General features: G+C 54.9%; 13 protein-coding genes. 4 read left to right on the top strand and 9 right to left on the bottom strand.

Annotated features, from left to right (window positions below):
• The first annotated feature begins 14 nt into the window (after positions 1-14).
• Complete coding sequence (mobF, locus tag V7676_RS14865; protein ID WP_100093315.1) at positions 15-2,939, top strand: MobF family relaxase; 2,925 nt, start codon at positions 15-17, stop codon at positions 2,937-2,939.
• A 72-nt stretch (positions 2,940-3,011) separates the two neighbouring features.
• Complete coding sequence (locus tag V7676_RS14860) at positions 3,012-3,443, top strand: thermonuclease family protein (protein ID WP_442955451.1); 432 nt, start codon at positions 3,012-3,014, stop codon at positions 3,441-3,443.
• Positions 3,444-3,574: 131 nt separating this feature from the next.
• Here the strand turns inward: V7676_RS14860 and V7676_RS14855 are convergent, their stop codons facing one another.
• Positions 3,575-4,210 (bottom strand): S24 family peptidase, encoded by a 636-nt coding sequence (locus V7676_RS14855; protein WP_100093317.1) that lies wholly within the window; start codon positions 4,208-4,210, stop codon positions 3,575-3,577.
• 354 nt (positions 4,211-4,564) lie between these two features.
• On the opposite strand from V7676_RS14855, the gene V7676_RS14850 reads away from it, so the two are divergent.
• Entirely contained in the window at positions 4,565-4,771 is a 207-nt protein-coding gene (locus V7676_RS14850; protein ID WP_123906262.1) for a hypothetical protein, read from the top strand.
• A 153-nt stretch (positions 4,772-4,924) separates the two neighbouring features.
• Here V7676_RS14850 and V7676_RS14845 read toward each other — a convergent pair whose 3' ends face one another.
• Positions 4,925-6,229 carry a type II toxin-antitoxin system HipA family toxin gene (locus V7676_RS14845; RefSeq protein WP_100093319.1) on the bottom strand — a complete coding sequence of 435 codons (1,305 nt, stop codon included), beginning with the start codon at positions 6,227-6,229 and terminating at the stop codon, positions 4,925-4,927.
• Positions 6,226-6,585 carry a helix-turn-helix domain-containing protein gene (locus tag V7676_RS14840; protein ID WP_240616881.1) on the bottom strand — a complete coding sequence of 120 codons (360 nt, stop codon included), beginning with the start codon at positions 6,583-6,585 and terminating at the stop codon, positions 6,226-6,228. The genes V7676_RS14845 and V7676_RS14840 overlap by 4 nt, the downstream gene beginning before the upstream one ends.
• A 229-nt stretch (positions 6,586-6,814) precedes the next feature.
• On the opposite strand from V7676_RS14840, the gene V7676_RS14835 reads away from it, so the two are divergent.
• Positions 6,815-7,024 (top strand): hypothetical protein, encoded by a 210-nt coding sequence (locus tag V7676_RS14835; RefSeq protein ID WP_100093321.1) that lies wholly within the window; start codon positions 6,815-6,817, stop codon positions 7,022-7,024.
• 3 nt (positions 7,025-7,027) lie between these two features.
• Here V7676_RS14835 and V7676_RS14830 read toward each other — a convergent pair whose 3' ends face one another.
• The 6 genes from V7676_RS14830 to traU are packed head-to-tail and all read right to left on the bottom strand — an operon-like array spanning position 7,028 to position 15,490.
• A complete protein-coding gene (locus tag V7676_RS14830) occupies positions 7,028-9,736 on the bottom strand; it encodes a conjugal transfer protein TraG N-terminal domain-containing protein (RefSeq protein WP_100093322.1) in 2,709 nt (902 codons plus the stop codon).
• Between the two features lie 17 nt (positions 9,737-9,753).
• The gene (locus V7676_RS14825; protein ID WP_100093323.1) at positions 9,754-11,190 is read right to left on the bottom strand and encodes a conjugal transfer protein TraH; all 1,437 of its coding nucleotides are present in this window, start codon (positions 11,188-11,190) and stop codon (positions 9,754-9,756) included.
• Positions 11,180-12,022: a conjugal transfer protein TraF gene (locus V7676_RS14820; RefSeq protein ID WP_100093324.1), complete on the bottom strand. Its 843-nt coding sequence runs from the start codon at positions 12,020-12,022 to the stop codon at positions 11,180-11,182. The genes V7676_RS14825 and V7676_RS14820 overlap by 11 nt, the downstream gene beginning before the upstream one ends.
• Positions 12,019-13,761 carry a conjugal transfer protein TraN gene (locus tag V7676_RS14815; protein WP_100093325.1) on the bottom strand — a complete coding sequence of 581 codons (1,743 nt, stop codon included), beginning with the start codon at positions 13,759-13,761 and terminating at the stop codon, positions 12,019-12,021. The genes V7676_RS14820 and V7676_RS14815 overlap by 4 nt, the downstream gene beginning before the upstream one ends.
• Positions 13,758-14,516: a type-F conjugative transfer system pilin assembly protein TrbC gene (gene trbC / locus V7676_RS14810; protein ID WP_100093326.1), complete on the bottom strand. Its 759-nt coding sequence runs from the start codon at positions 14,514-14,516 to the stop codon at positions 13,758-13,760. Before trbC ends, V7676_RS14815 begins: the two co-directional genes overlap by 4 nt.
• Entirely contained in the window at positions 14,513-15,490 is a 978-nt protein-coding gene (traU, locus tag V7676_RS14805; protein WP_206170113.1) for a conjugal transfer pilus assembly protein TraU, read from the bottom strand. Before traU ends, trbC begins: the two co-directional genes overlap by 4 nt.
• Between the last annotated feature and the right edge of the window lie 2 nt (positions 15,491-15,492).

Here is a 15,492-nt window from a genome sequence, read left to right as displayed (position 1 = left end):
CATAGGTCATTCTTATGCTCTCCATTGCCAATGTGCGCTCTTCTTCCGCCGCCGCAACTTATTTTGCTGCCGACAATTATTACGCCAAAGCCGATGCCGACCGATCAGGAATATGGGTAGGAAACGCTGCTGAAACGCTGGGCCTTAGCGGTCAAGTGGATGCCAAGGCCTTTGATGCTTTACTGAGCGGCAAACTGCCTGGAGCTATTCAGGTCGGTAATCAAAACCAGGCGCACCGGCCTGGAACTGATCTCACATTTTCGCTGCCGAAAAGCTGGTCGCTTCTGGCATTGGTCGGCGGTGATAAGCGTATTGTCGAGGCATATCGTGAAGCTGTGATCGCAACGCTGGCATGGGCCGAGAAGAATGCAGCAGAAACCAGAATTGTAGAAAAGAGACAGATCAAAACGGTGCCAACCGGTAATCTCGCTATTGGCTTGTTCCAGCATGATACCAATCGCAATCAGGAACCTAATCTGCATTTTCATGCTGTTGTCGCCAATGTCACGCAGGGCCCGGACGGGAAATGGCTCAGCCTCAAAAATGATCGTCTCTGGTCGCTCAATACTTTGCTTAACAGCATGACCATGGCGCGGTTCAGAATTGCCGTTGAAAAGCTTGGCTATCAGCCGGGCGCGACCGGCAAGCATGGCAATTTTGAGGCCGAGGGTTTCACAAGAGCCGACATTATGGCCTTTTCTTCCCGGCGTCAGGAAATTGTCGATGCGGTTCACCGCCTCGGAATTCAGACGCCCAAAGCGCGGGATATCGCAGCGCTTCAGACCCGATCGGCAAAAGCCCCGATAGCAGACCGTGATGAATTGGCGTCGAGTTGGCGCGGCGCAGCTGATGATATTGGTCTTGATCTACAGGGCAAGATTTCATCTGCTCTTGATCGCGCCGAAATGCTCGATGCGGCTCCAAGCTTCGCCAAAAATCTGGCCGACCGCGGTAAAAAACTGCTGCGCGATTTTGCAGCGCGTATTCGCGGAAATGCGGATGACCCGCTGATTCCAGACCATATATTCAAGAAAGATGCTGAAACCATTGCAGCGGCGCAGTGTGTTGCATCTGCCGTCAGGCATCTTGGACAAAGAGAGGCCGCTTGGTCGCGCGAGGCTTTGCTCAAAACCGCACTCGACTTTGGATTGCCAACGACCATTGATCATGTCGAACAGCAGGTGCGTGCTCTGGTCCGCTCGGGCACTCTTGTCAAAGGCGCAGGCGGACAGAAAGACTGGCTTACCTCGCAGGACGCAATAACGCTTGAGGAGCAGATATTATCCCACGTCGCACTCGGACGCTCAGCGGTTTTGCCTATTGTCGGCAGCGATGTTGCGTCCCAGCGTGTTCAAGCCGTGTCTGCGCTTAACCACGGCCTGACGCTCAACGAGGGACAGGAAGCCGGTGCCCGGCTCATATTGTCGTCTCACAATCGGACTGTAGCGGTTCAGGGGGTTGCTGGCGCTGGCAAATCTAGCCTTCTCAAACCTGTTTCAGAGCTATTACGAGAGGAAGGCAAAAAGGTCCTGGGGCTTGCCGTCCAGAATACGCTCGTCCAGATGCTGGAACGCGACACTGGTATATCGTCAATGACGCTGGCGCGGTTTTTAAGGAACCATGCCAAATTGCTGGATACGCCGGCTGATCGCGCACTGCTTTCACAGGCAAGACGGCAACTCAAAGATCATGTTCTGGTTCTCGACGAGGCTTCAATGGTGTCCAGTGCCGACAAGGAGAAGCTCATCCGCCTGGCCAATCTGGCGCGTGTCGACAGGCTGGTGCTCATCGGGGATCGCAAGCAGCTCGGCGCTGTTGATGCTGGTAAGCCTTTTGATCTGATCCAGAAAGCTGGCGCCGAACGCGCGGTCATGGACGTCAATCTGCGCGCGCGCGATTCAGGATTGCGCCGCGCACAATCCGCCGCGCAATCAGGTCAGGTCGCCAAAGCCATGGGCTATCTCAAGGATCATACCGTCGAAACCAATGGCGACAGCGCGGTCATGGCCGCCGAACGCTGGTTGTCGCTTGCGCCATCGAAGCGCGAAAATACCGCTATCTATGCGTCGGGGCGGGCTCTGCGGTCTGCGGTCAATCAGGCCGTCCAGACCGGCTTAAAAGCCAATGGCGAGCTTGGACAGGCACCTTTGCGCCTGTCCACTCTTTCCCGCGTTAACGCCACGCGCGAGGAGCTGCGCTATATGTCGGCCTATAAAGCAGGCATGGTGCTTGAGGTCGAAGCCCGCGATCGCAAACAAGGTCTGAGGCCGGGCCAATACCAAATAGCTGCCGTTGATGCGCCCCGCAGAATCGTGAAATTACGCGATAGCAAAGGGAACATAGTGCAGTTTCAGTCCTCCAAAATGCGGTCTGCGAAAGGCGCAGATCGATTGGCCTTATTTGAAGAAAAGCAGATCGACATTCATAGCGGAGACCGCATTCGGTGGACCAAAAATGATCACCGGCGCGGCCTCTTCAATGCAGATCAGGCAAAGATTATCGATATCAACAACACCTATGTCACGCTGGTAACATCAGCCGGCCTTGAACATAGGCTCAAACGCAGCGACCCAATGCTCAAGCGGCTTGATTTAGCCTATGCGCTCAATGCCCATATGGCGCAGGGCCTGACGTCTGACCACGGTATCGCGGTTATGGATAGCCGCGAAAAGAACCTTGCCAACCAGCAGACATTTCTGGTGACGATAACCCGGCTGCGCGACAGTCTGACACTATTTGTTGATAATGCCAGCAAGCTCAGCAGCGCGGTAGCTCATAATCCAGGCACGAAAACTTCTGCACTGGAAGTAACCGAGCGGCTCCGTCAAGCTGCTGCGACGGGGTTGAAAGCGGGCAGGCCGGCCCAGGAAAAACCGCTCGGCAAAGACAAGCCGGAAATTGCGAAAGACATGGTGAAGCCGTTCGAAATCGGGATTTAAACGACAAAATGGGTGCTACCATCACTGGACATATCTTTGGGACTATCGCATGTGGTTTGGATGATGTTTAATCTGCTCCTGCTCTTCGCCTTGAAGGTGGCCATTGTTCCAAGCGGTGAAACGTTCACCTGCACGCCTATCAGGGTCTGGGATGGCGATGGACCAATTTGGTGCGCTGAAGGTCCAAGAATTAGACTATCCGGCATAGCCGCCCGCGAAATGGATGGCACCTGCAGGTCCGGTCATCCTTGTCCCAATGCAACAGCAAAAGCAGCCCGCGATGCACTCGTCAATCTTGTCGGCCGTCCGATCGGCACGTCCAGCGAAGGTCATATTCTGGTGAGTGGCCGCGCGATGCGGTGTAGGTCCGATGGCGGAGCTGGTGGATCGAGAACCGCAGCCTGGTGCGTCTCGCCCAAAAGCGGCGATATCAACTGCGCAATGGTGCGCGGCGGATGGGCCGCCCGGTGGGACAAATATTGGAAGCGGCATCGCTGTGCCTGATCAGTCGAGCAGGCCAAACAAGAGCTGGCGGGAGAGGCTGCTCTATTTTGCGGCGGGTCTTATAGCTCTTTTGATACTGGGCTGGCCGCTTTATACGCTCTTTCACTGGATAATTGCCAAGCTGTAAATGCTTACAACGTGCGGCAGAACCAAATGACCCGGCCAACGATATGAATGGACGCGCGGTCCACGTCATCCCAGGTCGGATAGGCTGTATTATCACTGGAGATCGTGATTTGTTTGCCGCCAGGTTTGAGGGCAACCCGTTTGACGACAAGCGTATCGTCTGAACGCAAGACGTAGATTCCGTCTCTCAGGCGCGAGCCGTGATCGGAAGCATCAACAAGCACCTCATCACGGTGGCTGAGAGTTGGCTCCATAGATTCTCCGAGCACACGAACAATCGAAAGGCTTGAACTTTTGGACGGTGTCAGTTTCTTGAGCCATCTCTCGTCAAAGCCAAAGCGGGTCTGGCTATTTTCGCTTTCGGCAATCGCCCCAAACCCTGCCGAAGCATCCACGTCGAGGACAGCGATTTCGACAAGTCCGTTATGGATAGCAGGCGGCGGTCCGCCAAGCAGCTGCTCATCGACGCCAAAGTAACGCGCTAGCTTCCGGCGATCTTCGTCATCAAGCTTGCGCGGGCTGCCGCGTTTTATAAATTGCTGGATGTAAGCAGGATTGCGGCCAAGTAGCCGAGATAGGCCTGAATAATCATCCTTGTTTTGCCGGATAAGCCGGTCCAGCTCTTCTCTAACATTGTCCATCGGCAATGCCTTTCATTCAATCCAGTCATTTTGCTCATAGGAATTATCCTAGACAATATGGATTCTTCCTAATAGGAACAAAACAAGAACACAAGTGAAAACTGATTCGAGGAAGGTAATGAAACTATTAGACCGTATCGAATTGCACCTGAAGCAAACCCATATTTCTGCAACGCGCTTTGGGAGGCGAGCAGTTGGCGATCCTAGGTTCGTGTTGGACCTAAGAATGGGGCGAAGACCGAGGCGACGGACGGTTGAGAAGGTGGAAAAGTATCTAGGCGAGACAAGTAACCAAATATTCTAATAGGCTTTGGGAAGTCTTTCCAGAGCCTGGCGTAGGATCTGAACCATATTGTGGACAAAGAATATGCGAAGATCTATGACTTTGTTGTCGTTCTGCCACAAAATGCTATCTCATCGACTAAGGAAGCGGGCGATTTTCTTCGCAACGAATTGGGAAGGGTTGCCGATTTTGCGCAAAACTCACTCTATCCAGCAAGCTCAATCGAACCGCTAATGCCATGGTTGAGCCGTTATGGCTTAGAGCATTTGGCGGTATGAATTTGCTTAAGGGCGCTAATGCTTCAACGTAGGTTTACGAATGCATTCCGCTGTCTCTATCATATTGGCTTTGGCTAACCATTTATTGAAAATATGTAATCACTTCGAACATTCAGAACTTTCCCAAGATTGCCATGGGCAATGTCGGACGATTCATTTGATCTCAAGATTGCGGAAGCCGCTACTGACCTTTTCTGCCATTTTTCTAGGAATTTCCGAGATCTGAGCAAATTGATCCCACTTACCGATTGCGGATTTAATCTCTGCTATGATCGCTTTGGTTTCTGCTGCTTTGAGGTCGGCAAATTTTCCAAATGTGATGAGATCCTCCAAGTTAAAATTGTCTGTTTTGCCTGCGAGTGACATCTGATGTTCGCTCGTCCAGACCCCGCTAGGATTATATGCATAAGTGACATCAAATGCTGGCGATAGACTCCAGCTTCCATCGCGGTCCATCAGGAATGCAATATTTTTGGTATGATCGTCCTGATTGCGAATGAATATATTGAGCAGAGCGCGTCGGACTTGCTCTTTTAGAGCATCGCGCCCGAGACCCAGAATGCGAATGGTTTCAATGGCCTGTTCATAGCTATATGCCCGAGCTAGGTTAAAATCAAAATGCCGCATTGCGCAAAGCGATTGCATGTGCAGTTTACGGCCATCTTCGGTACGATCAAAACGCTGTGTCATAAAGTGAGCGCGGCCACCTTCTTCATGGAGCCGAGACCGCATCATGGCAATACCCGCTTCCTTGGCGAGTAAATAGCAGGCATATTCCAGTCTGCCATAGCCCATCGGATCAGCGAGCTCTTTGTCGGCATTGCCGGAAACACCGTCAAATTTGAGGAGCCACTGGGTATAGCCCGGGCCTGCTTTCAATTGCCCTGAATGAAACTCGCCGGTCTCCTCATTCCATGCAAGGACTGCCTTCGCCCGCGCGCCGCCCGCTGAAGTTCCCACGCGCAATATTTCCTGAAGAGCATGGTGATCGTCGTCGCCATTCAGCACACCCGCCAAGTCCTCACGGGCGGCTATAACGCGATTGGCAAGCTCGATTAGCGGCGCAAGTTCAATTGGTCCGCCCTGGCTCCTTGGTTCGCCTGCGGCTGGTTCAAATTCCAATGCGCCCATTCCGCGCCGACCAGTATAACATAGTCGCTCGACAGGATCGAAGCTGTCTGGGCTTCTTCCCTGTTCTGCAAGCCAGCGATTGATGAGGGCGTTACCAAATTTGTCCGGCAGGCTGTCCGCGAGCATTCCAGGCAACCCCTTGAAGGTCTCAAATGGCAATGCCGGGAAATCATAGACGCCGCTTCGCAGCGGCATGCTAAGCGGCGCGGCCTCAATCCCGCTGCGAACGAATTCCGGAGTATATTCAAAGACGCCGATATTTCGGCCTTCATCCCATAATACAGCGCCGATTTGACGGCCCCAGAGATTGATGACCGCACGTGTCATGGCGTTTTATCGTCCCATGTCCACTCTTCCGTTTCAATCTCGCCTTCGGGCCGCCGGACCCGTTGTCGGGTTTTGCCCTTATCCGACCGTGGATCGAGCGGACTAAGGGTCGCATCTGGGACGATCTCGAGCAACCGGTCCTCCAGCTCCAATGCGCGCATCACCCGGACAAGGCTATCGATTGTCCCGCCTTTGCCGCCCTCTATGCGCGCGAGCGTCGAGCGTGAAATTCCTGACATTTCTGCTAATTCCGCCTGCTTGAGGTTGCGCGAAATACGGTATGCTTCCACTCTCTGGCCGAGACTCGCCAGCGTTGCCGCAAGCGGCCTATGCTGCGTTTCCATATAATGTGCCATTGTTAAGCCTTTAACGCTAAAAAATACATTTGTGTATCGATTATGCTTCATTATTGAAATATGCATAATATGTCAATATTCAATCATTATGATCTAATATTCAAATTATGTATCGAACATAATGCATTAAAGTAGAGTGCAGCTCTGAACAGGGTGATTTGTTGCAGTCGAAAATAGACATCGATGATGATATAGTGAGAACTGCCAGGACGCATTGGAGTGAAGGACCATGACTGACGAGCAAAAACAACAAAATCGCCAAGATCCAAAATGGGAGGGGTTTCAGGAAATTGACCGTGCGATCGCCGAAAACCGGCTTACCGCCTATACATGGAAAAAGACCTGGGCCGACCCTTGGGGGAAGGCAGGGCTAGTTGCATTTTTCTTATTACTCTTGGCTTTCGTCATATATGTTATCATTTATGATGGATTGCTTTGAGCACTATTCTCCCCATTCCTTGATATCGTCTGCGGCCTTTTCGGTAGCCCCTTTCGCGCCTTTTGTCTGCTTGCCCAGATAGCTTTTTACAGTTCCAATCCGTTCGCGGCCACGTTGATGTACGCTACTTACCTCTTCGACAATCGAGCCGTCGCCAGACGATCCGCCCACTGGACTACGTCCCGATTGCGAAAGCGATACACTACCTCGCACATCTCCCGCGCTGCCCACGCCCGGCTTACTGACGGGCGCAAAGGCCGGAAGGTTGAGATCAGTCGCAACTTCATCGTGAAGCTGATCGGCATAGCTTTCAACAAAACGCGCCTGCAACTGCTGACCTTTCGCGCTCAGTTGGAAATCGATGTCATCAAAGCGTGCCTGACCATAATAGTCACGGTTGGCATCTATTTCTGACATTCCCCAGTCGCGATAGGCCTGACTGAGGTTAAGCGATCCGGCAACATTATTATTCTCATACCATGTCGCCTGGTTCTCAAGCCTGCTGGCAACCTCCTGCGCGCGCCTTGCTTCAACGGTATAGCTTTGCGCTTCCGTAAGCGATTTGGTGAGCCCCGACGCGCTGCTCGAGACCTGCGAGCTGTTGCTCGTACTTACGCTGCGCAAGAAACTGTCACGCGTGTTCGACCAGTTGTTGGTCTCCGAGATCTGTTTGAGCGAACCTAGGATTTTGCTACGGTCTTCCGAGGCAATGCCAATATCACTGTCCGTCCAACTTTGATTCCGGCCGCCTTTAAGCCCCGCATTTCCTTTCACTGCTCCTCTTTCCGCTTTTACACCCAATCCGGCATCACCATTGAGAAACCATGAGATGGTAATGTCATCGGAAGCCCGGCGTGACAGGCCATATTGCTGCTGCAGACCTTTGGATGCATTGTCGACTTCACTGAATGCACTGCCAATGCTGCTGCTGGAACCCTGACCGCTGGAGGTCTCGAAAGACGTGCCCCTGCTGTAGGTGTCGCGCAGCTCATTGAACCTTGTGATCGCAGAGCTGGTCGATTGCTGGGCCATGTTGGAGAAGGTCTCGCTCTGGCTGCGGCTGTTGCTCGCCAGCGTTGACAGCCTCGATGTGAAGTCCTGCCCCAATGTCGGGGTGAAGGGATATTGCGAATTCGGGACGGTAGCAAATTCAGCATCGGCAAAACTGGTCGTCTGTGTCCCGCTTTCGCCAAAGCCGCGTGTCTGTGCTGCGCCATAGCCGATATTGGGGGCCAGCGAGGCTTGCGCGAATTGCCGTGAAAACACACTGCTATTGTCGAGATTGCTGTTGCCAATAGAGACATTGCCAGTGCTGGCTTCGCGCGCCGCTTCTTCCGCAGCATTCTGGCTCGGATTAAGATATGACGTAGCCTGCGACGAGATCGCCATCGCACCTTTGGCAACGCCGCCTGCAAGAAACGGGATCGACGCGACCAGATAGCCCGCCAATATACCAATATCGCTGTTGACGTCGCTCATCCCTGTAAAGGTGGCAAGGCTAAGCCCGCTGCCGCCGGCCACCGCACTGACTTCGCTTGCGCCTTTGAACATCAGGATCATGTGCAGTATGACAAACAACGGCCCCCATGCGGCAAGATAGAAGAAGCCGGTCACATAGCCGCGCAGCGCGACCGGGCCGGTTTTCGGCATCAGGAAGAGCGGAAACAGCACCGGGAATAGCGCGTAAAACACCACCGTCAGCACCACATTGAGGATAGGGACCCATTTCATAGCATTGTGCGCAATCGAGGCATAAGTGCGTTCGGTCTGGATATCCGCGCGGGTCTGCGCAAACACATCAACGCTTGATGTTCCGCTGGCCCCGGCCATGCCATGCATCGCCTGATTCATCGCATTGATCGTCAGCACCTGCCGGAAAATGTCGCTCGCATTTGTCGAGACGCCTGCCAAATAATTATAGGCAACCGGAAGATCCGCTATCAGCTTGGCTTTGGCGAGCGCTGCGGTCTGCTTCGGGTATAACTGGCGACCAAAAGTGCCACTCATCGCGTCAATCAATCCCGCCCACTGTGCGTTTAAATTATCATAAGCCTCGCGGCAGGTAATGATACTGGCCGTGACACTGTCATCGGCCTGCCGCGTCAGAAATTTCTGTGCACGCGCCTGACTGCCCGGCGCAATCGTCGTCCAGATATTATTGCTCTCGGAGATTTCCTTCATCGATATCCGGCCAAGCAGCAGATCATAAAATACGCATTGACGAAAATGCTCGTCGAGATTGGTGGCAAATTCCGGATCGGAAATGCGCAAGGATTTCGTTGCCTCGAACAAGCGCGCGCCATAGATCATGCCATTTTTGGAGTAATTGAGATCATTTGGGAGACCGAACACGACCTCCGAGCTTCGCACCAGATAATCGCCGATCTGGCTGGTAAAGCTCGCCATGAGCGCTAATCCTAATGGCACATTGGCGACCGCGCTCGGAGCGAGGCCGGGATTGACGCGGTCGGTGACCTGCACATCCATCCGCGGCACCATGAGGCACATATAGATGAGCGTTGCGCCCAAAAACCAGTTGAGCCAGGCGCGCCAGTCCTGATTGAATGCGAGCACAATGACGGCCAATGCAAGCCCCATCACCATGGTGACCTGGATCAGGCTCTTATAGCCGCCCGCGCCGGTCCAGCTGGCAACTGCATTGAGGACATTGACGATATATTCGCCGCCGCCGACCGTAAAAATCTCGAGCATGTCTGGCTACTCTCCTGTCACGGAACGAGGCTGCGGGTCTGAACGCCGCGCGACCAGTCTAGCGCTGCTGCCATCGAGGGCGACATTGAAGCCGCGAGCAGATTTTCGATCATCGCGGTCTTCTCAATGATCTGCATGATGGCTGAGACTTTCGCCTGGCCCGTGGCTTGCCGCTGTGCAAGACCAGCCCGAACATCAGCAAGCTGCCCGCGCCACAGGCTGAGCTTGGCTTCGTCAGCGGCGATGAAACTGGCCATAGAGCGGCCAGATTCCGATACGATCCGTTCCAAAATGGCATAAAGAAGATCGATGCTGGCAATTTCTGCCAGCGTCTCACGATCATCGGTGGGCATGCCGCGGCCATAAGCGGCCTGCACGGTGAGGATTTTATAGAGCGGCACCGACGCGACCTGCAGAAGTTCCTTTTCCGCATCGCCAATCGCGCTGTCGCTGCGGATCGCATTGACCATGTTGCCGATCATCGCTGCCACGCGGGGACGGATCGCTTTTGAGGTAGCGAGGCTCATATTGCGGAACGTCGGATTGAGGCATTGATCGGCTTCGTCGCAGTCAAAAACCTTGATCGTTTGGCTTTGCGTTCCGTCGAGCAAAGCGGTGACCAGACTTGAAGACGCATCGCCGCCAAAAGGTGTGAACTTGCCGGGGCTATCGTCTTTGGGCGGTACATAGATGACCGTGCCAATCAGCGTCATTGCATATTCGGCAAGCTCGCGGTCAAATGTTCCGTTCGGATTGAAAAAGGCCGATTTCTTCAAGATATGCCATGTGTAATTGCGCGCCACACCGGGATTTACGTCGGCGTAGTCAGCGCCCGCGCTCGCATTGGTCGCGCTCCTTTGGCCTCTCGTGCCGCAGCCATGTTTGGCTGCGGCATAATCGGTAAATATGCCTTCCGAATTACCAATGGCTTCGCAGATCGCCTTGTCGGCGAGATCGCCTTTCGGCCAGACGCCGCCCACCAGCCCCTGCGCCATCTCGCAGCTGTTGATATTGAGATTGTTCATCAGTTGGGCTTTTTGGGAAAACTCCTGCATGATTTTCGAGCATTCGGGACAGACTGTGTCGATGGCGAGGCTGAAGGCAAAGCCCACCGCATTATTGGCCACGGCTTTGAGCATCGCCACAATTTCACTGGCATTGATGAAGGAGAAGCTGCCTGCAAATATATCGATGCCGCCGCATCCAGCGCGTGCGCGGGGTAGCTGCAGATTGGCGATATTTGTCGTTTTCTGGGGAAAGCGCGTCCAGACATTGCCGAGGCTGTAATAGCCTGCCGACTGGCCCTGGAACGCCGTCGGCCCGGTTACATTCGCTGCCCCGCCCATGTCATCCATGAAGCGGTCCATGCTGTCACCGACGTGGGCCGCGACCGGGCTGACGGCAAGATTGAGCGCCGCCAAAAGCCCCGCGATTTTGGATAGCTTAGTAGTCATGTCCGGCTTCCTTCGAAGTGAGAAGATAGATACGGTCCTGCAGCTCGTCGGCCGACAGGACGCCGTAACCGATCGGGATGGGCCGCTTGGTCAAGCTGTCCCACAGCACCAGCGCCGGGGTAATTTTAGCCTCCAGCCCCATGCGCGTTCGCTCGCTGGTTTCGACCTTATAACCCGGGAAATGCGCCGACGGGCCGCCATCGGTGGATATGGCGCGTATGGTTATGTTCCAGCGGGCGGCAACCGATTTGACAATCGGGCTCATCACTTCGCAGGCACCGCAGCTTTGGGCAAAAAAGTAGAACAGTCCGTAGCGTGATGACAGGCGCGCCATAACTGCATCGCGGCCCTGCTGGCGGTTGTCCTGCCATTGCCTTTTGGCGAGCGTCGAAACCGGCCGCTCCAGCGTATAATCGAGACCCGGGTCCTGCCAGATTGCCCGCTGCCAGACATCAGAGAACAGCGAAGCGCGGTCGAGCTGCTCGCGCTGGAAGCGAATATAGGCCGTCACATTGGCTGGCGTCGGTTCGATGATGGCTTTGGCTTTGAGTTCGCGCAGCGATTTTGTGATCGCGCCGAGCTGCTCGACCGCGGTTTCTGCAGCATGCTCTTGTTCTGACGGACCAGGAACTTCTACCTTTGGCTGGACACAGTAAAAATAATAGCCCAGTCGCCGTTCCTGGCAGTAGAGCGCATCGGCAGGATTGGACGCTGTTTCCTGCGCGCTGGCCGAACTGGCCGACCCTTCAAACATGGCGCAAAGCATGAGGATGATGGCAGCTAGCACGTAGAGATGTTGTTGCGGGTTAAGATAAAAAGCACGCTGCTTCATGGTCCGCTCCGTTCATAATAATCGCTTATCTTCTGCTGGATAAGCGCGCTGGTCTCCAGTTCATCGGGAAGCCGCGCAGCTTCGGTAAATTCGGCATAGACTTCGCTAAAATCCATCTGGCTGAGATCAAGCCGGGCAAATTCATCGAGCGTGAACCCGGCGCATTGTTCTTCCCTAGCTTTGGCCCAGGGCTTGGGAAGCTGCTTGCGGCCTTGCTCTTGCAGGATGCGCGACAGTTTCGATTCAAAGCAGCAATAAGCCTTGCGCTTGGTAGTGCAGACCCCAAGAAACTTGCTTGAACAATAAGTACCAACATAGGCGCACAGGCCCCGGGCATCGCGTTCGTGGAGCAGGATTTCTTCACGGTCGCAGCCCAGCGCGACCAGCAGGCTGACGCCGGGGATCAGCGGAAAGCCCTTGCCCTTGCAGCAGTTAAGCACGCCAAAAACTTTCGAGGAGCAGGTTTCGCGGCTGCCTTTGAACAAGGTCAGCGTCTCGGGATCAAATTGTCCGCGCGCCTCGTCCATGGCATGCAGCGCCGTGGCTGCGTCTTTGAATTCATCATTCGCTTTGCGCTCAATCGTTTCGCAGGATCCGTCGATGCAATAAACATCACCGTCGCAGACATATTGCGTGCCCGTACCATCGCCGCCGGGAACCGGACACTCGTAGACACGCTCGATAGTCGAACAGGGGCTGTCTTCGCTGATGCAGTCCTCGCGCACAAAGCGACAATCGGACCTCGCTTCAATCTCGTTGCAGTCATTGCCAGCGCTCCGGCGAATACATTGGTAGCGGCGCTCCCAGCCCCAACAGCTTAGGGTGACAGCAACGCCGTCTACGATCCGGGTTTGTGGAGCCTCATCGGTACATGTCTCGGATATTTGACTGCAATCGGCTTCATCACTCCAGCTTTGGCACCGGCTCTCATCGCGACTGATTGTGACGATATTTTCTGAGGTGACAAGGTACGGAGTCTCGCCCACAACTGATGAAGAACAGGTCATTTCCACATAAGGTTCGCCTGGCTCGACACAGTAACGCCCCTGTTCCCGATTGCCTCCCCATTGCAGGCAGGGTCCGGGGCGCGATCCCGTAGCCTGACATCTATCCGCTTTGAAAATATCGCACGAAGGAGCAACGCCAAAACCATAGGTGCTTATCGCGTGACAGAGATAGTGATAACGGGGTTGCTGTTCTATTTCGGCTAATAGCGTGACGCTGCACATACCGCTGCCCTGCTCAATGATCGTGCCAGTGTTGCAGGTCGCAAAATAGCTGCCCGCCGTCCCGCTGCCCGGTGGTAGCGGAACACAGGTGCCTTTCTCGCCGCCGATCGCCATGCCGCTGGTATATTCAAGCGGTGTTTCATTGATTGCGCCGGCTCGGGCAATGACCCGTTCGATCTCAGCTGGCGTGAAGCGCGCGCGCCGCCGGACGCTGTCTTCGATCGTTTGAAGACCCGTATGCGAGCGAGCAGCGCTCCGCGCTTCCGCCTCAAGCCGTTCAGGCTGCTCGGCCAGATCGGAAAGCGCGCTTGCCTTGTCCGCATCAAAATTGGGAATGCGGTCAGCATCAGGGCTCGTGGACGCCGCCGTTTTTGCTTTTTCAATCTGCGCCTGACCAAAGGCCTTGCCATCGGCGCGTGCGCTTTCCTGCGTCTGGGAATGCGCTAACGAGGCAAGCGCAATCCAGCCAAAGAGTGTGATAATGGGGGCAGGGATGTGTCGCCTCGTCATGGGCGCATTCCTGCTTGCAGGCGTTTAAGGTGAAGGCCTGCTAGCTGCGCACCGGGGCCGCCGCCTGATGCAAAGCGTTCCAGAACATGGGCAGCCGAGACATTTCCGGTCATGCGATCAAAGGGCGGGACAATGCTGGTGCAGTCAAAGCCGTCACAAGGCTCGAAATCAGACGAAGCCATCACGAACGTCGGCGCGGCCGTGACACCGAATGCGCGAAACAGGCGTGGGTCGATGCCCAGACCATCCGTCTCTTCTCCGCTTTCCCAGAGCGCAGCAAGGCGCGCCTTGAATTTGCCCGCGTCGCCCTCAGGAAAACCGCGCAGCACGACAACGCCGCCTGCATCGCTCATATCCCTGAGCAGCGCCTTCAAACTTGCCGCCGGCATCGACAGGCTGGCAAAGGCGATGAAGCGCGGTGTTCCCTTGAACGCCGCCTGTTCCGCTTCTGCATGATCGCGGATCATCGCATCAAAATCGAATCGCAGTTCGTTTTTGGTTGAAACAGTTTCGACGCTTTGCCGGTAACTGCCTGCATTTTGCCGCGCTTCGTTCTGAAGCGTTCGGGCTTCAGGCGTGATATTCTGCGCCCGCTCACGGACATTGGCAGCCAGCGCCTCGGCTTCCCCTGCATGGCGCTTCGCATTTTCCCTGATGGCTTCGATATCAAGGCTGTCATCTGCCTGTTGCTGCGCGGCAGCAATGCCGCCAATGGCGAAGGTCAATAGGCCTAAAGTGGGCAACAATTTTTTCATAGCGCGCAGCAGTTCCGTTTGCGCCAGACGAGATAGCCCATGTCTTCGCCAATGGCGGGAATGACCTGTCCGGCAGATTGAAAGGTGGTCGAGGTGCCAATCGGCGGACAGGCGAAGCGGCCCTTGGTCGCGGGATTGGGATTGGTCATCTGGAAGCGATATTGCTGCTTGCGCATCACCGGCATCAGATATTTGCCGCACAGCCCTTTGCTGCCCATCGTGCCCCAGGCCACCAGCTGCCGATGCAATTTATACGCAAAGCGGGACAGGACCAGTCTTGAAGCCTGGACATGGCCAATGGAAGCCGACACATTGCCGTTCATCGGGTACATTGAACCCTGACAGCCAGCGCACCAGAATAGTTCGTCGCGCGGCAGATTGGCGGTGGCGGCGACGCAATCGGCAGCGCAGGCAGCGAGCGCCAGCGGATTGGCAAACAGGACGGCTTCCGGGTTGATGATCGCGGTGAGTTCGCTATCCTGCCACAGCGGATCAATTTCGCTGATGTATAATATATCGATCGAGCCGGGCTCAAGGCAGAGGAAATCGGCAACAATTTCCATCCAGTAGATCAGCGGATAGGCATACCAGTGAACATGCCAGCTTGAATAATATTGGCTCGCCCCGCCGACCGCCGATGGTCCGGAGATTGACCGGTAGCCGATATCAAAGCCGGGATCGAGCTTGGTCCCGCCCAGATTGACAAAACACCAGGGCTTCATCGAGACATCGGCCAGACGCACCGGTTCCCAAAATCCCATGGCGATGCCGGGACGAATGCCGCATAGACACAGCGGACTGGCGGGGTTTTTGGGATCAGGCTTGTTTGAAGGCCATATTTTGAGACCGCCCACGGAAATAGGAAACAGACAGGACCAGCAGATATCGGTGATGGGATTGACAAAACTGCCGGTGCATTTGCCAGGACCCGCATCCGCACGGGCTGGACTGGCGAGGCTGACGATCATCAGCATCG

It is taken from the genome of Parasphingorhabdus sp. (genome assembly GCF_036963805.1).
GTDB lineage: Bacteria > Pseudomonadota > Alphaproteobacteria > Sphingomonadales > Sphingomonadaceae > Parasphingorhabdus.
Note: the sequence above shows the minus strand (reverse complement) of the source record. Positions and strands in the feature narration are given on the sequence as shown.